Genomic DNA, 25,949 nt, shown 5'->3' with positions numbered 1-25,949 from the left:
TGCCGCTACCGGCCAGCCGCTCCAATACCGCCTCGAATCCATAACAAGAGCGACCTCAATGGCGACCTGCGGCGAAGTATTGGTCAACCTCCTCGAAGGCTATGGCGTGGACCAGGTGTTCGGCATCCCCGGCGTGCACACCGTGGAGTTGTATCGCGGCCTGGCCCGTTCCAGCATCCGCCACGTCACCCCGCGCCATGAACAGGGCGCCGGTTTCATGGCCGACGGCTATGCACGCACCAGCGGCAAGCCCGGCGTGTGTTTCATCATCACCGGCCCCGGCATGACCAACATCACCACTGCGATGGGCCAGGCGTATGCCGACTCGATCCCGATGCTGGTGATTTCCAGCGTGCAATCGCGCAGCCAGCTGGGCGGCGGGCGCGGCAAGTTGCACGAGTTGCCGAACCAGGGCGCGATGATGGCCGGCGTGGCGGCGTTCTCCCATACCTTGATGTCGGCAGCCGAGTTGCCCGGCGTATTGGCGCGGGCGTTCGCGCTGTTCCAGGCCGGGCGACCGCGGCCGGTACACATCGAGATTCCGCTGGATGTGTTGGTGGAAAACGCCGACGCCCTGCTCGGCAGCGAGCCGGTCAGCGTGGCGCGTGCCGGGGCGGCGCCGGCGGCGGTCAAGCAGATGAGCCAGTTGCTGGCGGCGGCCAAGCGCCCGTTGATCCTGGCCGGTGGCGGTGCCATCGATGCGGCCCCCGAACTGACCCGGTTGGCAGACGCGCTGGGCGCGCCGGTGGCCTTGACCATCAACGCCAAAGGCATGCTGCCTTCGACTCACCCACTGCTGATCGGCTCGACCCAGACCCTGCTCGCCACCCGCGCCCTGGTCGCCGAAGCGGATGTGGTGCTGGCCATCGGCACCGAGCTGGCCGAGACCGACTACGACGTCACCTTCGCCGGCGGTTTCAAGATTCCCGGCGCCCTGCTGCGCATCGACATCGACGCCGACCAGACGGTGCGCAACTACCCGCCGCAAGTGGCGCTGGTGGCCGACGCACAGATCGCCGCCGAGGCGCTGCTGAGCGAGCTGAACCGCCAACCACTGCCCCCACGCGAGGCCCACTGGGGCGCACCACGCGTTGCCCGGTTGCGGGCCGAACTGGCGCCCACCTGGGACGCCGCCACCCGCGCGCAAACCCTATTCCTCGACACCGTCCTGCAAGAACTGCCCGATGCCGTCATCGTCGGCGACTCCACCCAACCGGTGTACAGCGCCAACCTCACCTTGAACCTCGACTACCCGCGCCGTTGGTTCAATTCGTCCACCGGCTACGGCACCCTGGGCTACGCCCTGCCCGCCGCGATCGGCGCCTGGCTGGGACGTGGCACCGGGCAACCGGTGGTGTGCCTGATCGGTGACGGCGGCGTGCAATTCACCCTGCCGGAACTGGCCAGTGCGGTGGAGGCACGCACGCCGATCATCGTGCTGCTGTGGAATAACCAGGGCTACGAAGAGATCAAGAAATACATGCTCAACCGCGCCATCGAACCCGTCGGCGTAGACATCTACACCCCCGACTTCATCGGCGTGGCCAAGGCACTGGGCTGCGCCGCCGAGAGCATCCAGGGCATCACGCAATTGCGCGCCGCCTTGCGCGCGGCCGTTGATCGCCAGGGGCCGACGCTGATTGAAATCGACCAGGGACTTTGGATGCAGGAGGTGGCGGTATGAACGGCGTGTTTATCAATGGTGAATGGCTGGCCGGTGGCGAGATGCTGGAGGTGATCAACCCGGCCACCGAGGCGGTGTTGGCGCACGTCAGCGTGGGCAATGCCGCGGCGGTAACGCGGGCGGTGGACGCGGCCAGTGCGGCATTCGGCGACTGGTCGAAAAGCACTGGCAGGGATCGCGGCGCACTGTTGCGCAAGGTCGCCAAAGGCGTGGCCGAGCAGCGCGAACCGCTGATGCAGTTGCAATCGAGCAACAACGGCAAACCGCTGTTTGAGGCGGGTATCGATGTGGACGACGTGATCGCCACCTTCGAGTACTACGCCACGATTGCCGAGGACATGGACGCCGGGCAGGACCGTCCGGTCGAGTTGCCCACCACGGATTTCAGCGCACGCTTGCGCCGCGAACCGTGCGGCGTGGTGGGGCTGATAGTGCCGTGGAATTTTCCGATGGTGACCACCGCCTGGAAACTCGCGCCGGCCCTAGCCGCCGGCTGCTGCGTGGTGCTCAAACCGTCGGAGGTCACGCCGTTGGCCGAGCTGCAACTGGCGCGGATCATCGCCGCTGCGGGCTTCCCGGCGGGCGTGTTCAACCTGGTCTGCGGCACCGGCCTGGCGGTGGGTGCGCCACTGGCAGCGGACCGGCGCGTGGCGAAGATTTCCTTCACCGGCAGCAATGCCGTGGGGGTGCAGGTGATGCAGCGCGCGGCCGAAACCATCAAGGGCGTAAGCCTGGAATTGGGCGGCAAATCTTCGCTGCTGGTACTGGCCGATGCCGACCTCGACCTCGCCGTGGAGTTGGCGTGCGGCGGTGGCTTTTTCAACGCGGGACAGATCTGTTCGGCGACCAGCCGCGTGCTGGTGGCCGACAATTTGGCCGACGAATTCCTACGCCGTTTGCAGCTGCGCGCTGAAGGCATCCGCGTGGCAGATCCGTTTGCCGACGAGGTGGAAATGGGTGCGCTGATCAACCGTGCGCAATACCAGCGCGTACTCGGGCACATCAGACGCGGTATCGAGGACGGCGCGCGGTTAGTGTGCGGCGGTGAGCGTCCGGCGCAACTGACCCAGGGCTTTTTCATCCGGCCGACGGTGTTTACCGATGTGCCCTTGGATAGCGCGTTGTGGAACGAAGAGATCTTCGGCCCGGTGCTGTGTGTCAGACGCTTTGCCACTGAAGCCGAGGCAATCGCCTTGGCCAACGACAGCGATTTCGGGCTGGTGGCCAGTGTGGTCAGCAGTGATGCCGAAGCCGCCGCGCGCGTGGCCAATGCGTTGCAGGCTGGGCTGGTGTGGATCAATGCACCGCAGGTGATCTTCCCGCAGACGGCGTGGGGCGGTTACAAGCAGAGCAGCATCGGCCGCGAGCTGGGGCCGTGGGGGTTGGCGGCGTTTCAGGAGATCAAGCATGTGATCAGGCCCACCTGACACTGAAGTTCGCCTGTCGGCGCGAGATTGTGTGGGAGCGGGCTTGCTCGCGAATGCAGTGTGTCAGTCGCTGAAGGTATTGACTGATACACCGCTTTCGCGAGCAAGCCCGCTCCCACACAAGCCAGTTTCCGCATTTAGAGAGGTGGTGTGTCAGCGACCTGCATTTTTTCAATAGCGCCTGCGACTTTCTGATTTGCCCCCCTGCCCCGCCCGTGGCCTGATTCGCCCTTGTTCACTCAAGGCAGGCCCATGGAAAACGTTCACGCAAAACCCACCACCGCCGTTTGGCTGATGATCAGCGTGGTGCTGGTCGCCCTTAACCTGCGCCCCTCAATGGCGGCGGTCGGCCCGTTGTTGTCGTCGATACGCGGCGAGGTGCCGTTGAGTTTCAGCAGTGCCGCCTTGCTGACCATGTTGCCGGTGATGGCCATGGGGCTGGCGATGTTTTTTGGCATGGGCGTGGCCAAGCGCATTGGCGAGCACCGCAGCATTGTGTGGTCGCTGCTGGTGATTGGGGTGGCGACGCTGTCGCGGTTGTTTTTGGACTCGGCGCTGGAGTTGATCGTCAGCGCGATTGCCGCCGGGGTCGGGATCGCCTTGATCCAGGCGCTGATGCCGGCGCTGATCAAGTCGCGCTTCAGCGATAACGTCTCGCTGTTCATGGGCTTATACGTCACTGCGATCATGGGCGGCGCGGCATTGGCGGCGTCGTTCGCGCCGTTCGTGCAGGTGCAGACCGGCAGTTGGCGCATCGGCCTGGCCGTGTGGGCGCTGCTCTCGCTGCTGGCCCTGGTGTGCTGGTACAAACAGCACGCAGCATTGCCGCCGTTACCCCACGCCGCTGCCGGCTCGCAGGAGTCGTTTTTCGGCAACCGCCGCGCCTGGCTGCTGGCGGTATTTTTTGGGCTCGGTACAGCGTCCTACACCTGTGTACTGGCGTGGCTGGCGCCGTACTACGTGGAGCAAGGCTGGAGTGAACAGAACGCCGGTTTGCTCCTGGGTTTTCTGACGGCGATGGAAGTGGTTTCCGGCTTGGTCACCCCGGCTATCGCCAACCGTCGCCAGGATAAACGCGGTGTGGTCGCCGTGTTGCTGGTGCTGATCATCCTGGGTTTCTGCGGCCTGATCCTCAGCCCCCAACACCTGAGCCTGCTGTGGCCGTGCCTGCTCGGCCTGGGCATCGGCGGGCTGTTCCCGATGAGCCTGATCCTGTCGCTAGACCATCTGCACAACCCGCGCCGCGCCGGCGGCCTGACTGCGTTTGTGCAAGGCGTGGGCTACCTGATTGCGGGCTTGTCGCCGCTGATCGCCGGGATGATCCGCGACCAGTTGGGCAGCTTCGAATGGGCTTGGTGGTCGCTGACAGCGGTAGTGGTGGTGATGCTGCTGATCGTCACGCGCTTCGACCCCAGGCATTACGCCCGCCATATCCGCTGACGTCGTGTTGCCAACAGTATTTGTCTCACGCCAAACATAGAAACGCCCTACAGAGCTTTCTAATGGTACGGCCGTTCCGTTAAGCTTTTGCGCTGTCTTGTACTGAGTTCGGTACAACGGGTTTACGGACGAAACCGATGTTAAACAGTAACTTGCTCAGAAAGCTCGATATGCAGGACTTGATGGTGTTTATCGCCGTCTACGACCAGAGCAGCGTTACCGACGTGTCCGAAACACTGTTCGTCAGCCAGTCCACCGTGAGCTACAGCCTGAAGAAACTGCGCACCAGTTTTGAAGATGAGCTGTTTATCAACACGCGGGCGGGCATGCGTCCGACGTACAAGGCCACCAGCATGTATGGCCATGTGCAGAAGATCCTTGAAAGCATCAACCTGTGCCACGCCGGTGGCCAGGCGTTTGATCCGACGCAAAAGGCGGTGACCTTCAATGTGTGCGCTCCGGAGTATTTCGAGCAGTTGATCCTGCCGCGCCTGCTGAAGAACTTCGACCGCGCCGACCTGCCGGTGATCGTCAATGTGCAGAAACTGGAAACCGACATCCCGGCCGACGACCTGCGCGAAGGCCGCCTGGATCTGGTGATCTGCTTCGGCCCGCACTTTCACCGCGCCCACAAAGACTTCAAGACCCAGATGCTGCTGGAAGACGACCTGGTGTGCGTATTCGACAAGCGCTCGGCGCCGAAAGAGCCGGCGTTCAGCCTGCAATCCTTCATCGAACGGCGCCATGTGTTCCCCACGCCGTGGACCTCCGACACCAACATGATCGACGGCTGGCTCGCGCGCCAGGCCCACAAGCGCCAAGTGATTGCCCGCGCCAACAGCTATAGCGCCGCGCTGAAGATGATCACCGGCACTGACTTTATCGTCACCCTGCCGCGCCGCGTGCAGAAACTGCTGGCCCCCGCCACTGTGTTTGGCCACTGCGAGGCGCCCAACGGGTTGCCGGGGTTCACCCTGGATATGCAATGGAACGAAACCAGTGAGCAGGACAGTGCCAATACGTGGTTTCGTGAGCAGGTGGTGAAAGTCTGCGCTGACCAGGGCTTGCTATAACGCTTTGCGGTGAGGGAGCTTGCTCCCTCGCCACAAGGGGTTGTGGGTCAGCCGATGGCGACTTTGCTGTAGGAATCGCGATCTATATCCAGCAGTTCGACGCTCAATTGAACCTGCACGCCTTCAGGCCACACGCTGAGCTCCTGCAACACAGCCAGCAGGCTTTCCGAGAGTTGCTTCTTGGCCTGCGGCGAACGCCCACTGAGCAATGCCAGGCGCACCGCAACAAACCCACGCTCGTTCAGGCCGGTGCCGACACGGAAATTCTCGACCTTGCATGCACGGCTTTTGATGTCGAACTCAGCGCCGAACTGACCGGAGGCCACCAACGCATGGTTCAGGCGCAACAAGGCCTTGTCGGTGTCCAGTTGCGTCAGGTTGGCGGTGTATTCCAGGTGCAGGTGCGGCATGGGTGTCTCCGAGGCTAACGTAGGAAGATTTCTAGATATATCACGGATAAACGCCTCAGGCTTGGGTTGCCAGGCCGCGGTCACTCATAAACGCTTCCAGTCGTGAACGCACCCAGCGCTCGGCCGGGTCGGTGTCCACGTGGCTGAGCCAGACCATGGACAAATCCAGGGTTGGCGTCTCGAACGGAAACGGCTCGCAGAACAGGTTGCCCGACACGGCCATGGCCTCGGCGGTGTAGTCCGGCAGGCTGGCGATCAGGTCGGTGCCGGCCAGCAGCGCCGGCAATGCGCTGTATTGCGGCACCGATAACACCACCTGGCGCTTGCGGCCGATCTCTGCCAGCCACTCATCGGCAAACCCGGAGACATTGGCGGTGTGGGACACCAGCACATGGGGCCGTGAGCAATATTCATCGAGGGTCAGCGGTGTGTCGGACGCGTCGGCGCGCAGGATACGCGGGCGGATATGGCGCAGCAGTTTGCGCTTGGCATTGGCCGGCAGGCCACGGGTCTGGGTGATGCCCACGGTGATATCGCCAGACGCGAGCAGATCGGGGATGCGCCAGTAGTCGACGTGCTGCACCACGAACACCACCTTCGGCGCTTCGCTGCGCAGGCTGCGTAGCAAAGGCGGCAGCAGGCCGAACTCGACATCGTCGGACAGGCCGATACGAAAGGTCATGGAACTGATCGAGGGGTCGAAATCGTGGGTCAGGCTCAAGGCTGACGACAGCGAATCCAACGCCGGCGACAAGTGCTGGATGATTTCCTCGGCGCGCGCGGTGGGCTCCATGCGATGACCGACGCGAATGAACAGCGGATCGTTGAACAATGTGCGCAGACGGTTGAGCGCCGAACTGATGGTGGGCTGGCCAAGAAACAACTTCTCCGCGACCCGCGTGACGTTGCGCTCCAGCATCAGTGCTTCGAAGACCACCATCAGGTTGATGTCGGCCTTGCGTAATTCATTGCGATTCATCGGCGCCTGCCCTTTCCCCACGACAAGCCGCAGTGTAGGAAGCCCGCGGGGCTGCGTCTATGTGCACACTGTTCATCCGGCGGCTTTGGGACTATAAATCAGCGTTTGAAGGTCGCGGGAACACCATCGTGTGGGTCATTATCGCCTTGGCCATTGTCGTGGCCGGGCTCTGTATCTGGGTTGTTCAGTTCATCGCCTCCCCCACCGTGAGGACGCTACTGCGCGTGTTCATCGGTTTGTGCCTGGCGGCGGTGATCGCCTTTGTGGTGCTGGCGGCGGGGTTTCCGACGTCGTTGCTGGTGTAGTGCCCTTTTTGTCTGCTTGTGGAATGGATGCCCTGCTGTGATAAAACCAACCCTCTGCCTCGCCTCACTGCTGTTGATCGCCAGCTACCGCCCAGGGCTGCTACCTCTGCCCACTACCGACAAGGACCGCCAACCATGAAATTTGCCTACACCATCATCTACGTGCCCGACGTGGCCGCCTCCCTGGAATTTTTCGAAAAAGCCTTCGGCTTCAGTCGCCGTTTCCTGCATGAATCCGGCACGTATGGCGAGCTGGAAACTGGCGAGACCACGCTCTCGTTCGCTGCCCATGAACTGGGGGAGATGAATTTCCCGGGCGGCCATGTGCAGGCGCATGCCTCCAAGCAGCCCTTGGGCATGGAGGTGGGGTTTGTGACTGAAGACGTGCTCGTCGCCCATGCCAAGGCCCTTGAACACGGCGCGACCGAACTGTCGGGGCCGAGCGCCAAGCCGTGGGGGCAAGTGGTGTCGTATGTGCGTTGTCCGGATGGGACGCTAGTGGAGTTGTGCACACCTATCCAAGGCTGAACATAGAAACCCTGTGGGAGCGGGCTTGCTCGCGAAGGCGGTGGGTCAGTTGAAGTATCTGTAACTGACACACCGCCTTCGCGAGCAAGCCCGCTCCCACACAAGCCCGCTCCCACATTTGATCTTCACCGCCGAGGGATCAGGGTTTGAGCGGACGCTCCTGATCCCGTTCGGAAAGCTCTGTACCGTCGTCTGGATGCTTCCAGGTCTGTGGCTTTTCTTCCTCACGTCGCCGGGGTTGCTCACCCTGTGGCACTTCCCGTGGTTTCTGTTTGTCAGTCATGTCCATCTCCGGTCCTTAAAAATGGGTCGCACCTTCAAGCATAGAACAGCGTCGGCATTTGCGGCGGGGCCGGCCATTGACAACCAACGCGCATCAATCCATCCAAATTTGTCACTTTTCATTTCTAAATGTGTCAGCCACTATTCTAGGTCTTAAGCGAAACAAGCACTTTTAAAAGAACGCTGGAGACACAAAACCATGACTAGTCCGACCCGGCCCGACGCTGCCCACTCTAAAGTTGGCGCGGTATTTCGCGTGACTTCGGGTAACTTCCTTGAACAGTTCGACTTTTTTCTGTTCGGTTTCTACGCCACCTACATTGCTGCCGCGTTCTTCCCCGCCGCTAATGAGTTTGCATCATTAATGATGACCTTCGCCGTGTTCGGCGCAGGGTTCCTGATGCGTCCGTTGGGCGCGATCATCTTGGGCGCCTACATCGATGACGTCGGCCGCCGCAAAGGGTTGATCGTGACCCTGTCGATCATGGCAAGCGGCACGCTGTTGATCGTGCTGGTGCCGGGTTATCACAGCATTGGCCTCTGGGCGCCGTTGCTGGTGCTGCTGGGGCGCCTGCTGCAAGGCTTCTCGGCCGGCGCAGAGCTGGGCGGTGTGTCGGTGTACCTGGCCGAAATGGCCACCCCGGGCCGCAAAGGCTTCTACACCAGCTGGCAGTCGGGCAGCCAACAGATCTCCATCGTGGTCGCCGCCGCACTCGGTTACGGCCTGAACGTGTGGATGGAGCCCTCCGTGGTCGCCGATTGGGGCTGGCGCATTCCGTTTGCCGTCGGTTGCGTGATCATTCCGTTCATCTTTGTGCTGCGGCGCAACCTGCAGGAAACCGAAGAGTTCGCCAACCGCAAGCATCGCCCGACCATGCGCGAAGTGCTGGCCACCCTGGTGAAGAACTGGAGCGTGGTCATCGGCGGCATGCTGATGGTGGCGATGACCACCACCGCGTTCTACCTGATCACCGTGTACGCGCCGACCTTCGGCAAGACCGTGCTGCAACTGAGCACGTCCGACGCGCTGCTGGTGACCTTGCTGGTGGCCGTGTCGAATTTTGTCTGGCTGCCCATCGGTGGCACCTTGAGCGACCGTTTCGGGCGCAAGCCGGTGCTGATCGCCATGACGACGCTGACCGTTCTCACGGCTTACCCAGCACTGTCCTACGTGGTGAACGCCCCTAGCTTTGCCCATATGCTGGAAACCCTGCTGTGGTTCTCCTTCCTGTATGGCATGTACAACGGCGCAATGATCCCGGCCCTCACCGAGATCATGCCGGTGGAAGTGCGCGTGGCCGGTTTCTCCCTGGCCTATAGCCTGGCAACCGCGATCTTCGGCGGTTTCACCCCGGCGATCTCCACCTGGTTCATCCACATCACTGAGGACAAGGCTTCGCCGGCCTACTGGATGATGTTCGCCGCAGCCTGCGCGCTGTGCTCGACCCTGGCCCTGTATCGCCGCGCCAACAGTCGCGGCCAGGTGATGCAGGGGGCGGCATGATGAAGCCGCTGCTCAATACCCTGACGGCCCTGGCCCTCGGCGCGCTGGCGCTGGCGGCCCAGGCCGAGGAGCTCAAGGTGATGACCTCCGGAGGTTTCACCGCCGCCTATAAACTACTGGGCCCGCAATACGCCCAGCAGAGCGGCGACACCCTGGACACCATTCTCGGCCCGTCGATGGGCAAGGCGCCGGAAGCGATTCCCAACCGCCTGGCCCGTGGCGAACACGCGGACGTGGTGATCATGGTCGGCTACGCCCTGGATGACCTGATCAAGCAGGGCAAGGTCGTCAAGGCCTCCCGCGTGGAACTCGCGGACTCGCGCATCGGCCTGGTGGTGAAGGAAGGCGCGCCCAAACCGGCGATCGGCACCGATGCCGAGCTCAAGGCAGTGCTGAGCAAGGCCAAGTCCGTGGCGTATTCGGACAGTGCCAGCGGTGTGTATGTCGAGAAGGAGTTGTTCCACAAACTCGGCATGCCGGCCAAGGGCAATATGATCGAACGCATCCCGGTGGCCTCGGTGGTCGCGAAGGGGGACTACGAAGTCGGTCTACAGCAGGTCGCGGAATTGTTACCAGTGCCAGGGGTGACTTACGTCGGAAAAATCCCGGAGGACGTGCAGTCTGTGACGCGTTTTGCGGCGGGTATTCCCGTCAATGCCGAACACCCGGCGCAGGCCAAGGCGCTGCTGCAATTCCTCGCCTCGCCCGCAGCGCAACCGGTGGTGCAATCCACCGGCCTGGACTCGGTGTCACGCTGACCGAAACGGCATCTCACGCACCAATCGCTCCAACTCCAGCGCCGCCGGCGGCAACGTCCGTCCGCGGCGCTTGATCAAGCCCACGTTGCGCATCACCTGCGGTTCCACCAACGGCACGCTGACCAGCAGCGGGTGTTCGTTTGCCGGCATGGCAATCGAAGGCACCATCGCCACCCCCAACCCCGCCTCTACCAGCCCGATCATCGTGGTCACGTGGTGCGTCTCGCAGATGCTCGACTTTTTCACCCGCACGCCTCGCAGCGCCTGATCCAGCAGGGAGCGGTTGCCTGAAGTTTTATCCACGGTGATGTAGTCATGTTCATAGGCCTCGGCCCAAGGCACGCTCTCACGCCCGGCCAACGGATGATCACGGCGACACGCCAGCACATAGCGCTCCTGCAGCAGCAACTCGAACTCCACTTCATCAGCCAGGCTGCCGCTGAAACTCACGCCAAAGTCCGCCTCGCCACTTTCCACGGCGTTGCACACTTCACCGGCGCTCGCGTCCAGCACGCGCAGGCGAATTTTCGGATACAGCTTGTGGAATTCGGAGATCACGTGGGGCATGAAGTAATACGCGGTCGACGGAACGCAGGCGATGGTGACATTGCCCATGCGCGTGGAAGCAACGTTGCTGATGCCCATCAGCGCGATGTCGAGGTCGTCGAGCATGCGCTCCACCTGCGGCAGGAAAGCGCGGCCGACCATGGTCAGGCTGACCCGCCGTGTGGTGCGCTCGAACAGCTTGACGTCGAGGGCGGACTCGAGCTTTTCGATACGTCGGCTGAGCGCCGGCTGCGAGATCCGGATCGCCTCGGCAGCGCCGCGAAAGCTGCCCTTGTCTACCACGGCGCGGAAGGCTTGGAGGTCGTTGAGGTCGAAGTTGATGATCACGAAGAAGGGCCAATGAGGTCGATTTGTCGGCCATTATCGTACGAATGCAGCGGCAACAGGCCTGCGCGCATTTAAAAAACTCCCTCACCTGCGTAGTCTGCATGCCGAATCCTATCGACCGAGCGATCAATGACCTCCCGATTCCATAACAAAAACCCATTGCGTCTCTGGCGACTCGGGGCGTGCCTCGTCGGCGCTCCGGTTATCGCCGCCCTCGGTTTCTTCGCCTGGCAGAGCTTCTACCCCGTGAGTGCGGCGAGCGGTTGGAGCGTTCAGGTGGTACACCGCGATGTGGCGAAAGCGGCATCGCTGATGCCGTTGCCGAACGGCTCACTGATGGTCAGCCAGGAACTCGACAAGGGTCAGGGCAGCATCGTGCGCATCCACCCCGACGGATCGCGCGAGGTGGTGGTGGCCAACCTGTCAAAACCCGACGGCATTGTGCCAACCCGCGGCGGCTGGGTGTTCAGCCAGGAGTCCGCCGACCTGCCCGTCAGTTTCTACAAGGACGGCGTGGTCACCGAACTGTTCAAGGGTGACAGCGTGCAAGGCGTGTGGGTTGAGGGCGACGACCTCTACGCCATCGAAGATCGCAAGCCGGCCGGGCGCCTGCTGCGTTACCGCTGGAGCGACCAGTCTCTGACCGTGTTGCGCGACCAGGTGCAGGAAGGCGAAGCCATCGTGCGCTGCACGGACGGCCGCCTGCTCTACAACGAGAAGAAAAAGGGCGTGGTGCGCGAGCTGACCGCCGACGGCAGTGACCCGGTGGTGCTGGGCAATTTGAACCAGCCGACCTTCCTGATGTGCGACGAGCGCGGGCTGTGGATCAATGAAGATGCCACGCACCGGGCGCGATTGCTGCTGATTGATAAGCAGGGGCGCCAGCAGACCATTCTGTCGTTCCTCAAAGCCCCGCAGTCGATTGTGCCTACCGGGCGCGGGACTTATCTGGTGGCCGAGGGCGGGAGAAACCGCGTGCTGGAGCTGACGCCTGAGTAACATCTCCCGCGACGTAGATCACGGCCGCTGAAATCGCGATACCCGCGAACGACAATATTGAGAACGTCGAAAACTCCCCCCGAGTCGGTTTGAAATGGAAAAAACTCTAATCGCCTGCGTGCTGATCACTTGCCTGACCGGCTGTGTCGGTGCGCAACTTTCACTTCCCGAGCCAAAAAACGCAGCCGCTCCAGATCAGCGGGAATCATCCACGAAAGAAACCGAACGCCAATGGTGCGGCATGACGCTTTGGGTTGGGTTGCCACTGCCGCTGCAACTTCCCGTTTGCCAGTCGCGCCCTCCTCCGTCCTACCTATACGCATGCGGCCCTTTCATGTTCCTGGGACCGATCATGCACAGCTACGAAGGGAATGCCTTGTGTGGAAAGTTTCTTTGAGAGCCATCGGCATACACGCACGCGGGGCACACCCCGGTGCCTGCCAGCGCGCCTGCCAGACGCTTCGCATCGATAGCACTGATGATTACTATCGAAACGAGCGCCTGCTCGATATTCGCAACCGATTCCTATAATCCCCTCCCTGACTCCCTCCCCTCGCCTGGCTTCAGGCGACATTCACCTCGGAACCCACCATCATGCCAAGCGCCAGCCAGGCCCCTAGCGGCCTTCCCGAACATAATCAGCAAAGCGTCAAACAGCAGTGGCTGGCCATTCTCTCAGTGGCCGTTGGCGCCTTCGCCCTGGTGACCAGCGAGTTTCTCCCGGTAGGCGTACTCAACGACGTCGCCAGCGACTTGGGTATCAGTGCCGGGCATGCCGGGCTGATGGTAACCCTGCCCGGCATCATGGCCGCCCTCGCCGCGCCTTTGCTGTCGGTGTTCATTGGCGCCATGGACCGTCGCTACCTGCTGATCAGCCTGACGCTGATCATGATCATCGCCAACTCGGTCGTGGCCTTTGCCAGCGACTTCAACCTGCTGCTGTTCGGTCGCGTACTGCTGGGCATCAGCATTGGCGGGTTCTGGGCCACAGCCATCGCCCTCAGCGGCCGCCTGGCGCCCAAAGGCGTGGGCGTGGCGAAGGCCACCTCGATCATCATGATGGGCGTCACACTGGCCACCGTGTTGGGCGTGCCCGTAGGCACCTGGCTCAGCGGCTTGATGGGCTGGCGCATGACTTTTCTGGTGACTGCACTGGTTGGCGTGCCGGTGTTGCTGGCGCAGGTCTTCCTGCTCCCACGGCTGACTCCGGAAAAAGCCATCCGCGTGAGTGACCTGCCGGCCTTGTTTATCAACCCACAAGCCCGGGTCGGATTGATCGCCGTATTGCTGATCGGTCTGGCGCACTTTGCCGCCTATACCTACGTCGCCCCTTTCTTCAAACAGAGTGCCGGTTTCGATGGGCCGACGATCGGCTCGCTGCTACTGCTCTATGGCGTGGCCGGCGTGCTAGGCAACATCTTTGCCGGTTTCGCCGCCAACCGCAGCGTGCGCAACACCCTGCTGCTGGTCGCACTGATGATCGGCACCAGCACCGCCCTGTTCCCCCACTTCGCCACCGGCATGACCGGCGCAGCGATGCTGATTGCACTCTGGGGCTTCGCCTTCGGCGCCTTCCCGGCCTGCGCCAGCATCTGGATGTTTGTCGTGGCACCCAAGGACGTCGAACGCGGCATGCCGCTCTTCGTCGCCTTGTTCCAGGTGATCATCGCCCTGGGCTCGTTCTTCGGCGGACGGATCGTCGATCAGATGGGCAGCTCGGTGTTGTTGAGCCTGGCCACGGCGTTGGTCGGGGCGGGTTTTGTGACGGTGCTGGTGCTGGGTCGCAAGGTGAGCAATAGCCTGGTGGCTCAACCGGCCTAAACGGAAAGTCGTTGACTAAAAAGCCTGCTGAGCATTGAGCCCAGCAGGCTTTTTTGTTTCAGGTCAACAGCACCGCTTTTCGGGTGCCGCTTCGGTAGATGATTCGTAGCGCAGAAATCAATGCTGACAAGCTGGTGACGTAGATGACTGGGACATGTTGAGCCAGCCATGCGAAGGCAACGGCCCAAGCGGTGGGGTCTTTACTGGATGGCATATCGACAGTCCTCCGATACATCGAGACTTGCTAAAAAACCAGTTACAACTCATCGAATGCACGCTGACGTATACGGGATTAGCACTGCCGAAAACTAAGCCAATGGCGTACATTAGCTATGATTTTCATCGAGACTTCAGGTTTCACCCGTCGCGTCAAAGAACTAATCGACGACGATGCCAATATGGCGTTTCAGAATGTGCTGACCGTGAATCCATCAGCCGGTGATGTAATTGAAGGCACAGGCGGAGTGCGCAAGATTCGAATTGCGGCCAAGGGCCACGGCAAACGAGGTGGAGCGCGAGTGATTTACTACCACTTCGTCTCGGCATCAAAGATCGTTTTTTTGATGATCTACCCCAAGAACGAACAGCAAGACCTCACCGCTGACGAGCGTAAATCGTTGAAGGCTGCAATCGAACACTGGAGATAACCATGAGCAAATTTTTTGATGAACTGATGGAAAGCGTTGAGGAAATGAACGAGATCCTACGCGGCGAACGTGAGCCTTCCCGCGAGTTTCACGTTGACGCAATGCGGGTCAAAGAAATTCGTAAGGCGACCGGGCTGACCCAAGCTAAATTCGCAGCGTTGATTGATGTTCAACTGGGTACGCTGCGTAACTGGGAGCAAGGGCGTCGAGACCCAACGGGGCCAGCTAAGGCGTTGCTGAAGGCGATCCATAATGACCCTGTGCATGTGCTGAACGCATTGGCCGGTTGAGCGACGCCTCTGACGCAGAGCGTACAACCTAGCAACGTTCTACGCCCCAGCGGAAAACCAGCAAAGCTTATCAAAACCAGTTCTTCAAATAGGCTTTTAGTATCCCAATCGCCTGCATATGGATTAAAATCGTACCTTGATAATGGCCCATTGCTAGTTGAAGAATTTGCTATTGTAGAAAGTTGCATGGCAGCCATTAAATTAAATTGACTTTAAACGCGAGCATACTTTGTCTCTAAAATACTACTTTCAGAACTTTATAATCTCGGCAGGCATTTTCATTTTATTCTTTACCGATTGGTTTGGAGGGGAGGCATTCGTAGAAAGGACAAACCCCATTTTTCTAACGCTGGGTTTATGTAGTACTTTTTTATTCCCTATTTCGAGGATGATAATCGAAAAAACGGCGCTTCGCTTCACTACGCGAGAATTCTGGACTACTGGCTTATTTACTGAGTCACCAGGAAAAAATGGTCTGTATGCAATCTTTTATGTTGCCTGTACGATCCTAGCAATCCCAATTTTTTGTATATATTTAATTTTTATGGCATTAAAAAAAGTGGCCTAAAAAGGCCACTTTTCCCTTCTCTTTTAAGGCAGAATTGCATCAAGTGCGTCGTTGAATTGCTTCACGTGCGCTTCATCAATATAAGCACTGACAAGTGCCATAATCAGAGCAAAAGCTACGATACCAACTGGTGTGGAGACGGTCACTCCGAAAGCAAAAGCAATCAGACCTGTAGCTGCACTGCCAGCAAAAAGTGTTTCCACTTTCAGCACGGTATTGTTCCAGTCACCCGATGCGTAGCTTTTCTTCACCTCTTGAACCAAGTCATACGCATCAAATGCTTTGCTTGTATAGCCAAAACCTTTTGCGAAGAGGTTGAGGTTTTTTGCCAACTCAGCTCGATCAAGTGAATCCAGAGCATTCACGATGGCGGCACGATCAGCAGCACTAAATTTCTTATCCAGATGATCCTTGTATTGATCAAAAGCCTTCAAAGCCTCTTCCGCACTGCGAAGCGTTTTGCCCTTGGCGTTTTCAGCCAAATCTGTGGCTAACGCTGACATCTGGGTGCCGTATTTTTCACCGATTTCTTTGTAGAAGTCAGCTGTGAATTTGATAGCGCCCTTTAATTCCTCTTCTTTTTTCGCTTTTTCTTCCTCCAATCGCTTCGCTTCAGCTTCAGCAGCGATACGTGCATCTTCTTCGGCTTTAGCAACACCAACAAGGGCACTAAGTGCGCTAGATTTATCAGTGAGAATCCGAATTTCTTCAGCGACAATCAAAGAATTATAAGCAGCGGTTGCAGCCGCATTAAAAGAATCGAAATATACGTCGGGATCTCCGGCTTTTCTTAGCCTGTCCCCAAAATCTACACCATTAGCTACTGGCTTCTTATCCAAGAAATTTCGCCCAAAGAAGGCATTTGCCTTATTAACGTCTTTTTCAAGCTCTACCATTTTAATCTGAAGAAGGTTATCTATTAGAGCTTTTTCAGCATTCAATCCTCCCAGAGACAAATCACCTCCCTGTACAATGGATTCGTTAATTTCAGCATCAAGTTGAGCGGGCAAATTAGGCACGTACGCTGTGTATGCATCTTTGATTCTTTGTTCCGACTCCGTTGCTATAATAATAATAGGAACTATAGAACTTTCTTGATAAAGATTAATCCCGAGATCGGTCAATTTAGTGCCCGGTACATAATCCTTATTCCATGTACCTGGTCTCGGTACATACCCTCCGCCGGGCGAAATTGGCGGAACCACAGGAGGTGGAAGCGGATCTGGTGTGACGATGATAGGGGGTAGCTCAACTCCATTTGTAGACATATGAATCTCCTTGTGATTTGGCATAAATCAGAAATGCTCAAATCTTAAATTTCAGCAGCCCAAAAGCAGGCTATGTCCTGTTTATTCTAAATACGATCCTAGACGCCAGGCAGAACAACTGTACATAATTACAGTATCATGCGCAATTGAAAATATGCATTTATGCATTTGTACATATTATTTATTTTTAAATCAGAATGTTATGAGCTTCACAGTATGCTCATATGCATTTTCCATCGCTTTGACGTGCCCCAGGCTCATCAGGAAGGCCAACACGTCATCACCGCTGTAATGCTCTGCAAATGCTTGTCTAGCCACTCTCCTATCGATCACATCATCGATCACGGCATCACCAAGAAGCCTAGATTTGTACACCAGCGTTTCACGTAACGCATTTAGGTAGAAAGCGGTGTCATCAGGGCTGCCAGCTCCAACAGCAGGCGCTGTGAGCTTCATTCCCCTTACCTTCTGTATCTGACCCACACATTCAGTGCAGGAACGCTTTAGCGAGCGATTACAGGTCACGAATGAACAGGTGCCATGATGCTTGAAGCCCGCAGCGTGGACAGATGCTTCAAGGCTTTTTGGACGAGGTACGCGCAAGGTGCTGACACTCTTGTTCAGAGCCCACACAAACATCTGTGCGTTGAATGCGTACTGGTCATCGTCCTTATGCTTGCCGATCCTGCAAACGAGGTCATAAAGCTTGCTGTGAAGGCTTCCCTTGATGGTTGTTACCAGAGTGGGGGGCAAAGCCAAGGCTAGCCAGGTCTTTGAGCTTTACTGACGTGACAGAGCTAATTTCCCAGCACAGGTGTCCTAGGACGGAACAACCGTGGGTGACGAAAGGAAAGCGAGGGTTAAAGCCTTACCAGCTCCGTAGGCACAGCAATTGAACAAATTTAGGTCAAAAAAAAGCCCCAATCCGAAGATCAGGGCTATTTTTTTGGTACAAAGCGTTGGTACAAAACGCTTTATGTGACCTCTCGTAAGTACTTGATTTACAAGAGCGTCAATAAAATGGCGGAGAGATAGGGATTCGAACCCTAGGTACCGGTGAAGGTACAACGGATTTCGAATCCGTCCCATTCGGCCACTCTGGCATCTCTCCAACGGCGCGCATCATAACAGCGTGGTTCAGGAAAGCAAAGCTCGAAGCGAGATTTTTTTCCGTGCTATCAGATGCTTGCGTCGATTAAAGCGGTACGCCAAGACGATTGGCGACTTCTTCGTAGGCTTCGATAACGTCACCGAGGCCCTGGCGGAAGCGGTCTTTGTCCATCTTCTTCTTGGTGTCCTTGTCCCACAGGCGGCAGCCGTCCGGGCTGAATTCGTCGCCCAGGACGATGGAGCCGTCGTGGAACACACCGAATTCGAGCTTGAAGTCCACCAGCAGCAGGCCGGCGTCGTCGAACAGCTTGCTCAGCACGTCGTTGACCTTGAGGGACAACTCCTTCATGCGCGCCAGTTGTTCAGCGGTTCCCCAGCCGAACGCCACGACGTGGGATTCGTTGATGAACGGGTCGCCCTTGGCGTCGTCCTTCAGGAACAGCTCGAACGTGTAAGGGTTGAGCTTGAGGCCCTCTTCCACGCCCAGGCGCTTGACCAGGCTGCCGGCAGCGTAGTTACGCACGACGCATTCGACCGGGATCATGTCGAGCTTCTTGACCAGGCACTCGTTGTCGCCCAGCAGTTTGTCGAATTGGGTCGGAATGCCGGCCTCTTCGAGCTTCTGCATGATGAAGGCGTTGAACTTGTTGTTCACCATGCCTTTGCGATCAAGTTGTTCGATGCGCTTGCCGTCGAACGCCGAGGTGTCGTTGCGAAACAGCAGGATCAGGCGGTTGGCGTCGTCGGTCTTGTACACCGACTTGGCTTTGCCGCGGTAGAGTTCTTCACGTTTTTCCATGATGGGCTCCGCTTTGAGTGAGGTGGGCTAGGCGATGTGTCGCCAGTCGAGCCCTGAATCTTGATCGGCCAATTGCAGCCAGTCCGGGTCGCACCCGAGGGTGTCGACAAAACATTGCCGGGCAAGCGTCGGCAGGTTGTTCTTGCTGCTCAAGTGGGCCAGGACCAGGTGTTGCAGGTCTTGCCAGCCCAACTCATACACCAGGTATGCCGCCTGGTGGTTGTTCAAATGTCCCAGTTCGCCGCCGACCCGCTGCTTGAGAAAGTACGGGTAATGACCACGAGCCAGCAGGTCCCGACAGTGGTTGGCCTCGATCATCAACGCATCGAGGTCGCGGTAGCCGTCCAGCACCTTGGAGCAGTAGGACCCCAGGTCAGTGAGCACGCCGAAACGCCGCTCACCGCCACTGAAGACATACTGCGTCGGTTCCTGGGCGTCATGTGCGACGGCAATCACATCAATGCTCAACGCACCGATCTGCAGTTGCTCGCCACCGGCCAGGAAACCTCTAGGCTCGATAGGTTTGCGCATCCCGCGCAGGGTGCCGCGACTGAGGTACACCGGAAGATTGTAGCGCCGAGACAGCAAACCCACGCCATGCACGTGGTCGGCATGTTCGTGGGTTACCAGAATCGCGCTCAGCTGCGCGGGGTGTACCCCCAGGCGCAGCAGGCGCCGCTCGGTTTCTTTTAACGAGAAACCACAATCCACCAGCACATACGTGTCGTCATGTGCGACCAGCGTGCCGTTCCCTTGGCTACCGCTGCCGAGAACGGCAAAACGCATCGGATCAGCCCAGGTTGTCCTGAATCACGCCCAACACTTTGCGCGCTGTTTCAGCCGGCGCAACGGTGTTGATGTTCTTCTCGACGGTGACTTGCACGCTTTCGCCAACCTTGCTCAAACGAACCTGGTAACGCTCGGCGCGGGTCTCGATTTCTTCCTTGGTCGGTTTGCTGCCGAACAGCTTGCCGAAGAAACCTGGCTCGTCGTCTTTACGCTCGGCTTTTTCAGCCACGTTGATGTAGTACAGGCCCAGGCTGCGGTTGATGTCTTCAACACGCCAAGGGCCCTGCTCCAGGGCGCGACCAACACTGGCCCACGCACGGTCGAGGTCTTCGCCGAGGTTCAGCACTACGTTGCCGCTGCCGTCCTCGGTGAGGCTGACACGGCTCGGAGTATCGTAATCACGTGCGGCGAGCAGGGAGACCGAACCGCCCTTCTCGGAAATACGGCTCATGCTGGCCAGCATTTCGTCGACCAGTGCCGAATCAACACCGGTGTTGACCGAACGGTTGGTGAAATCAACGTTGGCGGTGCTGCCGGCAGGACGCTCGGCGCTGACCACATAGACTTCACTGGTATTACGCTGTACACCCGGCTCGATGCGCACACGCACACGGGTTTCGCTGTCGGAGGCTACGCCACCGGCCTGCAGGCGCTTGGCCATGGTGGCGGACAGTTCGTTGCCCTGCTGCCATGCCGTGGTGAATTCACCGGTCTGTGGACGCTGCTGGTCGATACGGAAACCGTTGTCCTGGAAGAACTGCACTGCCACTGGCCAGACTTCGGCGGGTGGACGCTGAGCGACGATCCAACGCGAATCACCGCTCTTCTGCAGGCTGTAGTCGCTGGCATCGGCCACGGCCGAGATCGGCTGTGGACGTGGCACGACGTACTCACCCTTGGTGGTGTCGTCGGCGACGTTGCGCGGGATCGGCAGCAACGGGTCAAGGCGCTTGGCGACGTTGACGTCCGGTGGCAGTTGCATCGGTTTGGTTGCTTGTGCTTCCAGGTAATCGCTGCCGCGGTCACGGAAGTAGCCTTCCGGGCCCCAGATCCAACCGCAGCCACTGGTGCTGGAGATAATCAAGGCAAGTGCGGAAAGTCCGGCCAATCGCTTCATGCGTAGTGCTTCCTCAATTAAACCAGGACGCCGGACTGGCGCAGGGCCTGTCGCAGCGGTTCATGACAGGCTTCGCTCAGACGGGTGAGCGGCAGACGGATACCGTCCGGCATCATGCCCATTTCAGTCAGCGCCCACTTCACGGGAATAGGGTTGGATTCGATAAACAGTGTCTTGTTGAGCGGCATCAGCTTCTCGTGGATCGCGCGGGCGGTCACGGCGTCACCGGCGATGGCGGCGGCGCACATTTCGCTCATGGCACGCGGGGCCACGTTGGCGGTCACGGAGATGTTGCCTTTGCCGCCCAGCAGCATCAGTTCGACCGCGGTGGCGTCGTCACCGGAATACACCAGGAAATCGCTGCTCACGCCGGCCAGGATGTCCTTGGCGCGTTGCAGGTCGCCGGTGGCTTCCTTGATACCGATGATGTTCGGTACGGTGGACAGGCGGATCACCGTCTCGGCCTTCATATCACACGCGGTACGACCCGGTACGTTATAGAGGATCTGCGGGATGTCGACCGCTTCGGCAATGGCGCGGAAATGCTGGTACAGGCCTTCCTGGGTCGGCTTGTTGTAGTACGGCGTCACCAGCAGGCAGGCATCGGCGCCGGCCTTCTTGGCGTTTTTGGTCAGCTCGATCGCTTCGCGCGTCGAGTTGGCGCCCGTACCGGCGATCACGGCAATGCGGCCCGCCACACGCTTGACCACGAATTCGATGACCTGGATGTGTTCTTCCACATCGAGGGTGGCCGACTCACCTGTGGTGCCGACCGCCACAATGGCGTTGGTGCCTTCTTGCAGGTGGAAGTCCACCAGTTTGCCCAGGCTGTCCCAGTCGAGATGACCTTGTGCATCCATGGGTGTGACCAGTGCCACCATACTGCCCGCAATCATGCAACCGCTCCTGCCGGAAAAAGAGAGCCGTAATGGTACTGGCGCCAAGATGCTTGCACAAGCAAAGTACCGCCTGAGGATGCGTTCTGGCGCAACTAAACGACAGGCAATGCCATCATTGGGCCAAAGGCTGCCTCCAAGCGCGTCGAAATCCGGCCGTTCACGTAATGAAAACGCCACCTCCTAGCCCTTGGCGACGGTTTTCGCTACCCTTCATCCTTTGATCGATACAGCCCACGCGGTATCGACCGCTCATCGCTTTAGGAAGGCTGCATGTCCACCCCCACAGTTCGCGAACAATTCCTTGTTATCAGTGCCCTCGGCGCCAACCCCATGGAGCTGACCAACGTCCTGTGCCGCGCCAGCCATGAGAACCGCTGCGCCGTCGTGACCTCCCGCCTGACCCGCCACGGCGAGTGCAGCGCGCTGGTCCTGCAGATTTCCGGCTCCTGGGACGCCCTGGCGCGCCTGGAAACCGGCCTGCCCGGCCTGGCCAAGAAACACAACTTCACCGTCAACGTGGTGCGCAGCGCCGCCCTGGAAAACCGTCCGCAGGCCTTGCCCTATGTGGCGTATGTCAGCTCGGCGTACCGTTCGGACATCGTCAACGAGCTGTGCCAGTTCTTTATCGACCACAACGTCGAGCTGGAGAACCTGACCTGCGACACCTACCAGGCGCCACAAACCGGCGGCACCATGCTCAACGCCACGTTTACCGTGACCTTGCCGGCTGGTGTACAGATCAGCTGGTTGCGCGACCAGTTCCTGGACTTCGCCGATGCCCTGAACCTCGACGCATTGATCGAGCCATGGCGCCCACAGAACCCTATGTAAGGAACGCCCCATGCCGGTTGTCATCGACACACCCGTAGCCGATTTCGAAGCTCAGGCCACCAGCGGCCAGACCTTCAGCCTCGCCGCCCTCAAGGGCAAGCAAGTGGTGATCTACTTCTACCCCAAGGACAGCACCCCCGGCTGCACCACCGAAGGCCAAGGGTTCCGTGACCACTACGCAGCGTTCAAGGCGGCCAACACCGAAGTGTTCGGGGTGTCGCGCGACAGCGTGAAGTCCCACGAGAACTTCAAGGCCAAGCAGGAATTCCCCTTCGAGCTGATCAGCGACAAGGACGAAGCGGTCTGCCAGCTGTTTGATGTGATCAAGCTGAAGAAGCTGTATGGCAAGGAATACCTGGGCGTGGATCGCAGCACGTTCCTTATCGACAAGGATGGCGTACTGCGCCAGGAATGGCGTGGAGTGAAGGTGCCTGGGCATGTGGATGCCGTGTTGGCCGCAGCACAATCCTTGAACGAAGCATGACTGTAGTGAGCGGGCTTGCCCCGCGCTGGGGGGCGAAGCCGCCCCAAATCCAGGCACCGCGGTCTTCCTGAAACACCGCGGCGTACCGTTTAGGGCGGCTTCGCCACCCAGCGCGGGGCAAGCCCGCTCACTACAGCAGCCCGTTACAACAGTGGCGCTACCACGGGTTCTTGCCGAGGCCAGGCATCCAGCACCGCCTTGAACAGCGTCGCCAGGGGAATCGCAAAAAACACTCCCCAGAATCCCCACAACCCTCCGAACAACAGCACCGCGCAGATGATCGCCACCGGGTGCAGGTTGACCGCCTCCGAAAACAGCAGCGGCACAAGCACGTTGCCATCCAGGGTCTGGATGATCCCGTAGACCGCCATCAGGTAGATGAACTGATCACTCCAACCCCATTGGAACAGCGCGATCAGCGTCACCGGCACCGTCACCACCACGGCGCCGACATAAGGGACAACCACCGAGACCCCCACCAACAATGCCAGCAGCGCCGCGTAGTTCAGGTCCAGGGCGATAAAGGCGATGTAGGTCACGCCGCCGCAAATAATGATCTCGATGACCTTGCCACGGATGTAGTTGGCGATCTGTCGGTTCATCTCCTCGGCCACCCGCGTGATCAGCGCCCGCTCGCGCGGCAGGTAACCGCGCACCCAGCGGCCGATCATGGCGCGGTCCTTGAGGAAGAAAAACACCAGGATCGGCACAAGAACCAGGTAGATCATGATGTTGACCAACAACGGCAAGCTGGACAGGGAAAACGTCAGCGCCCACTGGCCGAACTTTCCGATCTCGCCGCGCGCCACTTCGATGGCCTGCAACACCTGCTCGTCCGACACCAGATGGGGATAACGCTCCGGCAACAGCAGCAACAACGACTGCCATTTGGCAAGCATGCCCGGCAGCTCGTTGAACAGGGTGATCAACTGATGCCACAGCAACGGCAACACCACCACGATAAACAGCACCAGCAGCCCCATGAACAAGGCAAATACTAACCCCACCGCCACACCGCCCGGCAAGCGCAACCGCTCAAGGGTTGTGACCAGGCCCTGCATCAGGTAGGCCAGCACCATCCCCGCCAGGACCGGCGCCAGCATGCCACCCAAAGTGAGCACCGCCGTAAAGGCCAGGAACAGCAGGACGGCCAGCACTACCGCTTCCTCATCGGAGAAGTAGCGCTGAATCCAGTCTCGTAACACTTTGAACATCAATAGACCTCAGGTGGTGGGGGCGAACGGTTCAGGCCTTGCGCAACCAGTAACGGTACACACCGGCGGCGTCCTCTTCGTGCAGCAGGGTGTGACCGGCCAGTTTGGCAAACGTCCGGAAATCACGCTGGGAGCCTGCATCCGTGGCGATTACCTTGAGCACCGCGCCGCTGGCCAATCGATTGAGCTCCAGCTTGGCCTTGAGCAAAGGCAGCGGGCAATTGAGGCCGCTGGCATCGAGTTCGGCATCAAAGGCTACAGCGTCGGTCATGGTTTTACTCCGGGCACGGGTTTGAGCTGCTTAGAATATCTGGTCCGAAGCTCAGTGTCCGGCTACAGTAAGCTCTTTGTCGAAAGGCTCTGTGCATGACTTTTTTGCGCCCCACCCTGCTGACGCTGGCTTGCCTGCTGGCCTCCCCAGGCTTCGCTGACGAACTGCCGTCACTTGGCGACGCCAGTTCTGCCATTGTCTCGCCACAACAGGAATACCAGCTGGGCCGTGCCTGGCTGGCCTACTTGCGGGGCCAGGTCTCGCAACTGAATGATCCGCAACTCAAGGATTATGTCGAAACCAGCGTGTACAAACTGGTGGAGACCAGCCAGGTCAATGACCGGCGCCTGGAGTTCATCCTGATCAACAGCCCGCAACTCAACGCCTTTGCCGCACCTGGCGGGATCGTCGGGGTCAACGGCGGCCTGTTCCTCAATGCGCAGACCGAGGGGGAATACGCCTCGGTACTGGCCCACGAATTGGCTCACCTGTCCCAACGCCACTTCGCACGCGGCGTGGAAGCGCAGCAGCGCATGCAGATCCCGATGATGGCCGCCCTGCTCGGCGGCATCATTGCCGCTGCCGCAGGTGCAGGTGACGCCGGCATTGCCGCGATTGCCGGCACCCAGGCCGCTGCCATCCAGGAACAGCGCCGCTTCTCGCGCCAGAACGAGCAAGAAGCCGATCGCATCGGCATCCTCAACCTGGAAAAAGCCGGGTACGACCCGCGCTCCATGCCGACCATGTTCGAACGCCTGATGCGCCAATACCGCTTCGACGCCAAGCCACCGGAATTCTTGCTGACGCACCCGGTGACCGAATCGCGGATCGCCGACACCCGCAACCGCGCCGAGCAAGCCAAATCCGGCGGCAAGGAAGACAGCCTGCGCTATCAACTGATTCGCGCACGGGTGCAGTTGCAATACGAAGACACACCTGGTCTTGCGGCCAAGCGTTTCCAGGCGCAATTGGACGAGAACCCGAAAAACGATGTGGCGCGTTATGGCTTGGCCATCGCGCAGATCAAAGGCTCCCAGTTCAAGGAAGCGCGGGAGAACCTCGCCCCCTTGCTGGCCAAGGCGCCCAACGACATCACCTACAACCTGGCTCAAGTCCAACTGGACATCGACAACAACCGCCTGCCGGATGCGCAACAGCGTACGGATCGGATGCTCACGCAATATCCCGGCAACTATCCGTTGAATCAGGTGCGCGTGGACCTTCTGCTGAAACAGAACCGTACCGCCGATGCAGAGAAAGCCTTAGACGGTTTGCTCAAGTCCCGCCCCGACGATCCCGATGTCTGGTATCAGGTCGCCGAAACGCGCGGCTTGTCTGGCAACATCATTGGCCTGCACCAGGCACGCGCCGAGTACTTTGCGCTGGTGGGCGACTTCCAGCAGGCCATCCAGCAGTTGGACTTCGCCAAGCGCAGGGCGGGCAGCAATTTCCCGTTATCGTCACGCATCGATGCACGCCAGCGTGAACTGATCGAACAGGAACGCCTGGTGAAGGGGATGATGAGCTAACCCACCCATCGCCCACAAAAAAGCCCCGC

29 protein-coding genes and 1 tRNA gene are annotated in these 25,949 nt (G+C 59.3%); 16 read left to right on the top strand and 14 right to left on the bottom strand.

Annotated elements, in window-relative coordinates; genetic code table 11:
• The first annotated feature begins 58 nt into the window (after positions 1-58).
• From PSH81_RS07360 to PSH81_RS07345, 4 genes are all read left to right on the top strand, one after another.
• Positions 59-1,684, top strand: a complete 1,626-nt coding sequence (locus PSH81_RS07360; protein ID WP_305392249.1) for a 5-guanidino-2-oxopentanoate decarboxylase — start codon at positions 59-61, stop codon at positions 1,682-1,684.
• Positions 1,681-3,111, top strand: coding sequence for an aldehyde dehydrogenase family protein (locus PSH81_RS07355; protein WP_305392248.1), 1,431 nt, complete (start codon positions 1,681-1,683; stop codon positions 3,109-3,111). The genes PSH81_RS07360 and PSH81_RS07355 overlap by 4 nt, the downstream gene beginning before the upstream one ends.
• Positions 3,112-3,363: 252 nt before the next feature.
• Complete coding sequence (locus PSH81_RS07350) at positions 3,364-4,551, top strand: cyanate transporter (RefSeq protein ID WP_305392247.1); 1,188 nt, start codon at positions 3,364-3,366, stop codon at positions 4,549-4,551.
• 137 nt (positions 4,552-4,688) lie between these two features.
• Positions 4,689-5,624 carry a LysR family transcriptional regulator gene (locus PSH81_RS07345; RefSeq protein WP_192299144.1) on the top strand — a complete coding sequence of 312 codons (936 nt, stop codon included), beginning with the start codon at positions 4,689-4,691 and terminating at the stop codon, positions 5,622-5,624.
• A 47-nt stretch (positions 5,625-5,671) separates the two neighbouring features.
• Here the strand turns inward: PSH81_RS07345 and PSH81_RS07340 are convergent, their stop codons facing one another.
• A complete protein-coding gene (locus tag PSH81_RS07340; RefSeq protein ID WP_226455281.1) occupies positions 5,672-6,034 on the bottom strand; it encodes a 5-carboxymethyl-2-hydroxymuconate Delta-isomerase in 363 nt (120 codons plus the stop codon).
• 55 nt (positions 6,035-6,089) lie between these two features.
• The gene (locus tag PSH81_RS07335) at positions 6,090-7,013 is read right to left on the bottom strand and encodes a LysR substrate-binding domain-containing protein (RefSeq protein WP_192299146.1); all 924 of its coding nucleotides are present in this window, start codon (positions 7,011-7,013) and stop codon (positions 6,090-6,092) included.
• 128 nt (positions 7,014-7,141) lie between these two features.
• Here PSH81_RS07335 and PSH81_RS07330 point away from each other — a divergent pair, with 128 nt between their 5' ends.
• Positions 7,142-7,318: a hypothetical protein gene (locus PSH81_RS07330; protein WP_226455280.1), complete on the top strand. Its 177-nt coding sequence runs from the start codon at positions 7,142-7,144 to the stop codon at positions 7,316-7,318.
• A gap of 135 nt (positions 7,319-7,453) precedes the next feature.
• Positions 7,454-7,846, top strand: coding sequence for a VOC family protein (locus tag PSH81_RS07325; protein WP_305392246.1), 393 nt, complete (start codon positions 7,454-7,456; stop codon positions 7,844-7,846).
• Positions 7,847-7,985: 139 nt separating this feature from the next.
• Here PSH81_RS07325 and PSH81_RS07320 read toward each other — a convergent pair whose 3' ends face one another.
• Positions 7,986-8,129 carry a hypothetical protein gene (locus PSH81_RS07320; RefSeq protein WP_192299149.1) on the bottom strand — a complete coding sequence of 48 codons (144 nt, stop codon included), beginning with the start codon at positions 8,127-8,129 and terminating at the stop codon, positions 7,986-7,988.
• Positions 8,130-8,327: 198 nt separating this feature from the next.
• On the opposite strand from PSH81_RS07320, the gene PSH81_RS07315 reads away from it, so the two are divergent.
• Both PSH81_RS07315 and PSH81_RS07310 read left to right on the top strand, forming a co-directional pair.
• Complete coding sequence (locus PSH81_RS07315) at positions 8,328-9,632, top strand: MFS transporter (protein ID WP_226455278.1); 1,305 nt, start codon at positions 8,328-8,330, stop codon at positions 9,630-9,632.
• A complete protein-coding gene (locus PSH81_RS07310; protein ID WP_305392754.1) occupies positions 9,632-10,390 on the top strand; it encodes a substrate-binding domain-containing protein in 759 nt (252 codons plus the stop codon). The genes PSH81_RS07315 and PSH81_RS07310 overlap by 1 nt, the downstream gene beginning before the upstream one ends.
• Here the strand turns inward: PSH81_RS07310 and PSH81_RS07305 are convergent.
• On the bottom strand, positions 10,382-11,284 hold the full coding sequence (locus PSH81_RS07305; RefSeq protein WP_305392245.1) for a LysR family transcriptional regulator: 903 nt from the start codon (positions 11,282-11,284) through the stop codon (positions 10,382-10,384). The genes PSH81_RS07310 and PSH81_RS07305 overlap by 9 nt on opposite strands.
• 129 nt (positions 11,285-11,413) lie before the next feature.
• On the opposite strand from PSH81_RS07305, the gene PSH81_RS07300 reads away from it, so the two are divergent.
• Together PSH81_RS07300 and PSH81_RS07295 are read left to right on the top strand one after the other, a co-directional pair.
• Positions 11,414-12,283 (top strand): hypothetical protein, encoded by an 870-nt coding sequence (locus PSH81_RS07300; protein ID WP_226455276.1) that lies wholly within the window; start codon positions 11,414-11,416, stop codon positions 12,281-12,283.
• 594 nt (positions 12,284-12,877) lie between these two features.
• Positions 12,878-14,104, top strand: coding sequence for an MFS transporter (locus PSH81_RS07295; protein ID WP_192299152.1), 1,227 nt, complete (start codon positions 12,878-12,880; stop codon positions 14,102-14,104).
• Between the two features lie 58 nt (positions 14,105-14,162).
• Here PSH81_RS07295 and PSH81_RS27460 read toward each other — a convergent pair whose 3' ends face one another.
• Positions 14,163-14,318 (bottom strand): phage holin family protein, encoded by a 156-nt coding sequence (locus tag PSH81_RS27460; protein ID WP_370694890.1) that lies wholly within the window; start codon positions 14,316-14,318, stop codon positions 14,163-14,165.
• Positions 14,319-14,436: 118 nt separating this feature from the next.
• On the opposite strand from PSH81_RS27460, the gene PSH81_RS07290 reads away from it, so the two are divergent.
• The 3 genes from PSH81_RS07290 to PSH81_RS27455 all read left to right on the top strand — a co-directional run bounded on the left by PSH81_RS07290 (position 14,437) and on the right by PSH81_RS27455 (position 15,609).
• Positions 14,437-14,751: a type II toxin-antitoxin system RelE/ParE family toxin gene (locus PSH81_RS07290; RefSeq protein ID WP_305392244.1), complete on the top strand. Its 315-nt coding sequence runs from the start codon at positions 14,437-14,439 to the stop codon at positions 14,749-14,751.
• 2 nt (positions 14,752-14,753) lie between these two features.
• Complete coding sequence (gene nadS, locus PSH81_RS07285; RefSeq protein WP_016975178.1) at positions 14,754-15,041, top strand: NadS family protein; 288 nt, start codon at positions 14,754-14,756, stop codon at positions 15,039-15,041.
• Between the two features lie 388 nt (positions 15,042-15,429).
• Positions 15,430-15,609 carry a hypothetical protein gene (locus tag PSH81_RS27455; RefSeq protein WP_370694909.1) on the top strand — a complete coding sequence of 60 codons (180 nt, stop codon included), beginning with the start codon at positions 15,430-15,432 and terminating at the stop codon, positions 15,607-15,609.
• Between the two features lie 23 nt (positions 15,610-15,632).
• Here the strand turns inward: PSH81_RS27455 and PSH81_RS07280 are convergent, their stop codons facing one another.
• The 7 genes from PSH81_RS07280 to dapA all read right to left on the bottom strand — a co-directional run bounded on the left by PSH81_RS07280 (position 15,633) and on the right by dapA (position 21,588).
• Positions 15,633-16,877, bottom strand: a complete 1,245-nt coding sequence (locus tag PSH81_RS07280) for a colicin-like pore-forming protein (RefSeq protein ID WP_305392243.1) — start codon at positions 16,875-16,877, stop codon at positions 15,633-15,635.
• 192 nt (positions 16,878-17,069) lie between these two features.
• Positions 17,070-17,636: a hypothetical protein gene (locus tag PSH81_RS07275; protein WP_305392242.1), complete on the bottom strand. Its 567-nt coding sequence runs from the start codon at positions 17,634-17,636 to the stop codon at positions 17,070-17,072.
• A 262-nt stretch (positions 17,637-17,898) separates the two neighbouring features.
• Positions 17,899-17,988, bottom strand: a tRNA-Ser gene (locus PSH81_RS07270).
• Positions 17,989-18,072: 84 nt separating this feature from the next.
• Complete coding sequence (gene purC, locus PSH81_RS07265) at positions 18,073-18,786, bottom strand: phosphoribosylaminoimidazolesuccinocarboxamide synthase (protein ID WP_003172493.1); 714 nt, start codon at positions 18,784-18,786, stop codon at positions 18,073-18,075.
• A 27-nt stretch (positions 18,787-18,813) separates the two neighbouring features.
• Complete coding sequence (locus tag PSH81_RS07260) at positions 18,814-19,572, bottom strand: MBL fold metallo-hydrolase (RefSeq protein ID WP_192299153.1); 759 nt, start codon at positions 19,570-19,572, stop codon at positions 18,814-18,816.
• Between the two features lie 4 nt (positions 19,573-19,576).
• Positions 19,577-20,692 carry an outer membrane protein assembly factor BamC gene (gene bamC, locus PSH81_RS07255; protein ID WP_192299154.1) on the bottom strand — a complete coding sequence of 372 codons (1,116 nt, stop codon included), beginning with the start codon at positions 20,690-20,692 and terminating at the stop codon, positions 19,577-19,579.
• Between the two features lie 17 nt (positions 20,693-20,709).
• Entirely contained in the window at positions 20,710-21,588 is an 879-nt protein-coding gene (gene dapA, locus PSH81_RS07250) for a 4-hydroxy-tetrahydrodipicolinate synthase (protein ID WP_192299155.1), read from the bottom strand.
• 273 nt (positions 21,589-21,861) lie between these two features.
• Here dapA and PSH81_RS07245 point away from each other — a divergent pair, with 273 nt between their 5' ends.
• Positions 21,862-22,422 (top strand): glycine cleavage system protein R, encoded by a 561-nt coding sequence (locus PSH81_RS07245; RefSeq protein WP_017137336.1) that lies wholly within the window; start codon positions 21,862-21,864, stop codon positions 22,420-22,422.
• Positions 22,423-22,432: 10 nt separating this feature from the next.
• Positions 22,433-22,906 carry a peroxiredoxin gene (locus tag PSH81_RS07240; protein ID WP_305392241.1) on the top strand — a complete coding sequence of 158 codons (474 nt, stop codon included), beginning with the start codon at positions 22,433-22,435 and terminating at the stop codon, positions 22,904-22,906.
• A 143-nt stretch (positions 22,907-23,049) separates the two neighbouring features.
• On the opposite strand, the gene PSH81_RS07235 is transcribed toward PSH81_RS07240, so the two are convergent.
• Together PSH81_RS07235 and PSH81_RS07230 are read right to left on the bottom strand one after the other, a co-directional pair.
• On the bottom strand, positions 23,050-24,120 hold the full coding sequence (locus PSH81_RS07235; RefSeq protein ID WP_192299157.1) for an AI-2E family transporter: 1,071 nt from the start codon (positions 24,118-24,120) through the stop codon (positions 23,050-23,052).
• A gap of 31 nt (positions 24,121-24,151) precedes the next feature.
• Positions 24,152-24,391, bottom strand: coding sequence for a sulfurtransferase TusA family protein (locus PSH81_RS07230; RefSeq protein WP_010212198.1), 240 nt, complete (start codon positions 24,389-24,391; stop codon positions 24,152-24,154).
• A 95-nt stretch (positions 24,392-24,486) separates the two neighbouring features.
• Between PSH81_RS07230 and PSH81_RS07225 the strand changes: the two genes are divergently transcribed.
• Positions 24,487-25,920, top strand: coding sequence for a M48 family metalloprotease (locus PSH81_RS07225; protein ID WP_305392240.1), 1,434 nt, complete (start codon positions 24,487-24,489; stop codon positions 25,918-25,920).
• Positions 25,921-25,949 lie beyond the last annotated feature (29 nt).

The organism is Pseudomonas sp. FP2335, from assembly GCF_030687535.1.
GTDB lineage: Bacteria > Pseudomonadota > Gammaproteobacteria > Pseudomonadales > Pseudomonadaceae > Aquipseudomonas.
Note: the sequence above shows the minus strand (reverse complement) of the source record. Positions and strands in the feature narration are given on the sequence as shown.

Bases quoted from the DNA above. Each gene is read 5' to 3' on its own strand.
- PSH81_RS07360 (WP_305392249.1), top strand. From the start codon at position 59: ATGGCGACCTGCGGCGAAGTATTGGTCAACCTCCTCGAAGGCTATGGC.
- PSH81_RS07355 (WP_305392248.1), top strand. From the start codon at position 1,681: ATGAACGGCGTGTTTATCAATGGTGAATGGCTGGCCGGTGGCGAGATG.
- PSH81_RS07350 (WP_305392247.1), top strand. From the start codon at position 3,364: ATGGAAAACGTTCACGCAAAACCCACCACCGCCGTTTGGCTGATGATC.
- PSH81_RS07345 (WP_192299144.1), top strand. From the start codon at position 4,689: ATGTTAAACAGTAACTTGCTCAGAAAGCTCGATATGCAGGACTTGATG.
- PSH81_RS07340 (WP_226455281.1), bottom strand. From the start codon at position 6,034: ATGCCGCACCTGCACCTGGAATACACCGCCAACCTGACGCAACTGGAC.
- PSH81_RS07335 (WP_192299146.1), bottom strand. From the start codon at position 7,013: ATGAATCGCAATGAATTACGCAAGGCCGACATCAACCTGATGGTGGTC.
- PSH81_RS07325 (WP_305392246.1), top strand. From the start codon at position 7,454: ATGAAATTTGCCTACACCATCATCTACGTGCCCGACGTGGCCGCCTCC.
- PSH81_RS07320 (WP_192299149.1), bottom strand. From the start codon at position 8,129: ATGACTGACAAACAGAAACCACGGGAAGTGCCACAGGGTGAGCAACCC.
- PSH81_RS07315 (WP_226455278.1), top strand. From the start codon at position 8,328: ATGACTAGTCCGACCCGGCCCGACGCTGCCCACTCTAAAGTTGGCGCG.
- PSH81_RS07310 (WP_305392754.1), top strand. From the start codon at position 9,632: ATGAAGCCGCTGCTCAATACCCTGACGGCCCTGGCCCTCGGCGCGCTG.
- PSH81_RS07300 (WP_226455276.1), top strand. From the start codon at position 11,414: ATGACCTCCCGATTCCATAACAAAAACCCATTGCGTCTCTGGCGACTC.
- PSH81_RS07295 (WP_192299152.1), top strand. From the start codon at position 12,878: ATGCCAAGCGCCAGCCAGGCCCCTAGCGGCCTTCCCGAACATAATCAG.
- PSH81_RS27460 (WP_370694890.1), bottom strand. From the start codon at position 14,318: ATGCCATCCAGTAAAGACCCCACCGCTTGGGCCGTTGCCTTCGCATGG.
- PSH81_RS07290 (WP_305392244.1), top strand. From the start codon at position 14,437: ATGATTTTCATCGAGACTTCAGGTTTCACCCGTCGCGTCAAAGAACTA.
- nadS (WP_016975178.1), top strand. From the start codon at position 14,754: ATGAGCAAATTTTTTGATGAACTGATGGAAAGCGTTGAGGAAATGAAC.
- PSH81_RS27455 (WP_370694909.1), top strand. From the start codon at position 15,430: ATGATAATCGAAAAAACGGCGCTTCGCTTCACTACGCGAGAATTCTGG.
- PSH81_RS07280 (WP_305392243.1), bottom strand. From the start codon at position 16,877: ATGTCTACAAATGGAGTTGAGCTACCCCCTATCATCGTCACACCAGAT.
- purC (WP_003172493.1), bottom strand. From the start codon at position 18,786: ATGGAAAAACGTGAAGAACTCTACCGCGGCAAAGCCAAGTCGGTGTAC.
- PSH81_RS07260 (WP_192299153.1), bottom strand. From the start codon at position 19,572: ATGCGTTTTGCCGTTCTCGGCAGCGGTAGCCAAGGGAACGGCACGCTG.
- bamC (WP_192299154.1), bottom strand. From the start codon at position 20,692: ATGAAGCGATTGGCCGGACTTTCCGCACTTGCCTTGATTATCTCCAGC.
- dapA (WP_192299155.1), bottom strand. From the start codon at position 21,588: ATGATTGCGGGCAGTATGGTGGCACTGGTCACACCCATGGATGCACAA.
- PSH81_RS07245 (WP_017137336.1), top strand. From the start codon at position 21,862: ATGTCCACCCCCACAGTTCGCGAACAATTCCTTGTTATCAGTGCCCTC.
- PSH81_RS07240 (WP_305392241.1), top strand. From the start codon at position 22,433: ATGCCGGTTGTCATCGACACACCCGTAGCCGATTTCGAAGCTCAGGCC.
- PSH81_RS07235 (WP_192299157.1), bottom strand. From the start codon at position 24,120: ATGTTCAAAGTGTTACGAGACTGGATTCAGCGCTACTTCTCCGATGAG.
- PSH81_RS07230 (WP_010212198.1), bottom strand. From the start codon at position 24,391: ATGACCGACGCTGTAGCCTTTGATGCCGAACTCGATGCCAGCGGCCTC.
- PSH81_RS07225 (WP_305392240.1), top strand. From the start codon at position 24,487: ATGACTTTTTTGCGCCCCACCCTGCTGACGCTGGCTTGCCTGCTGGCC.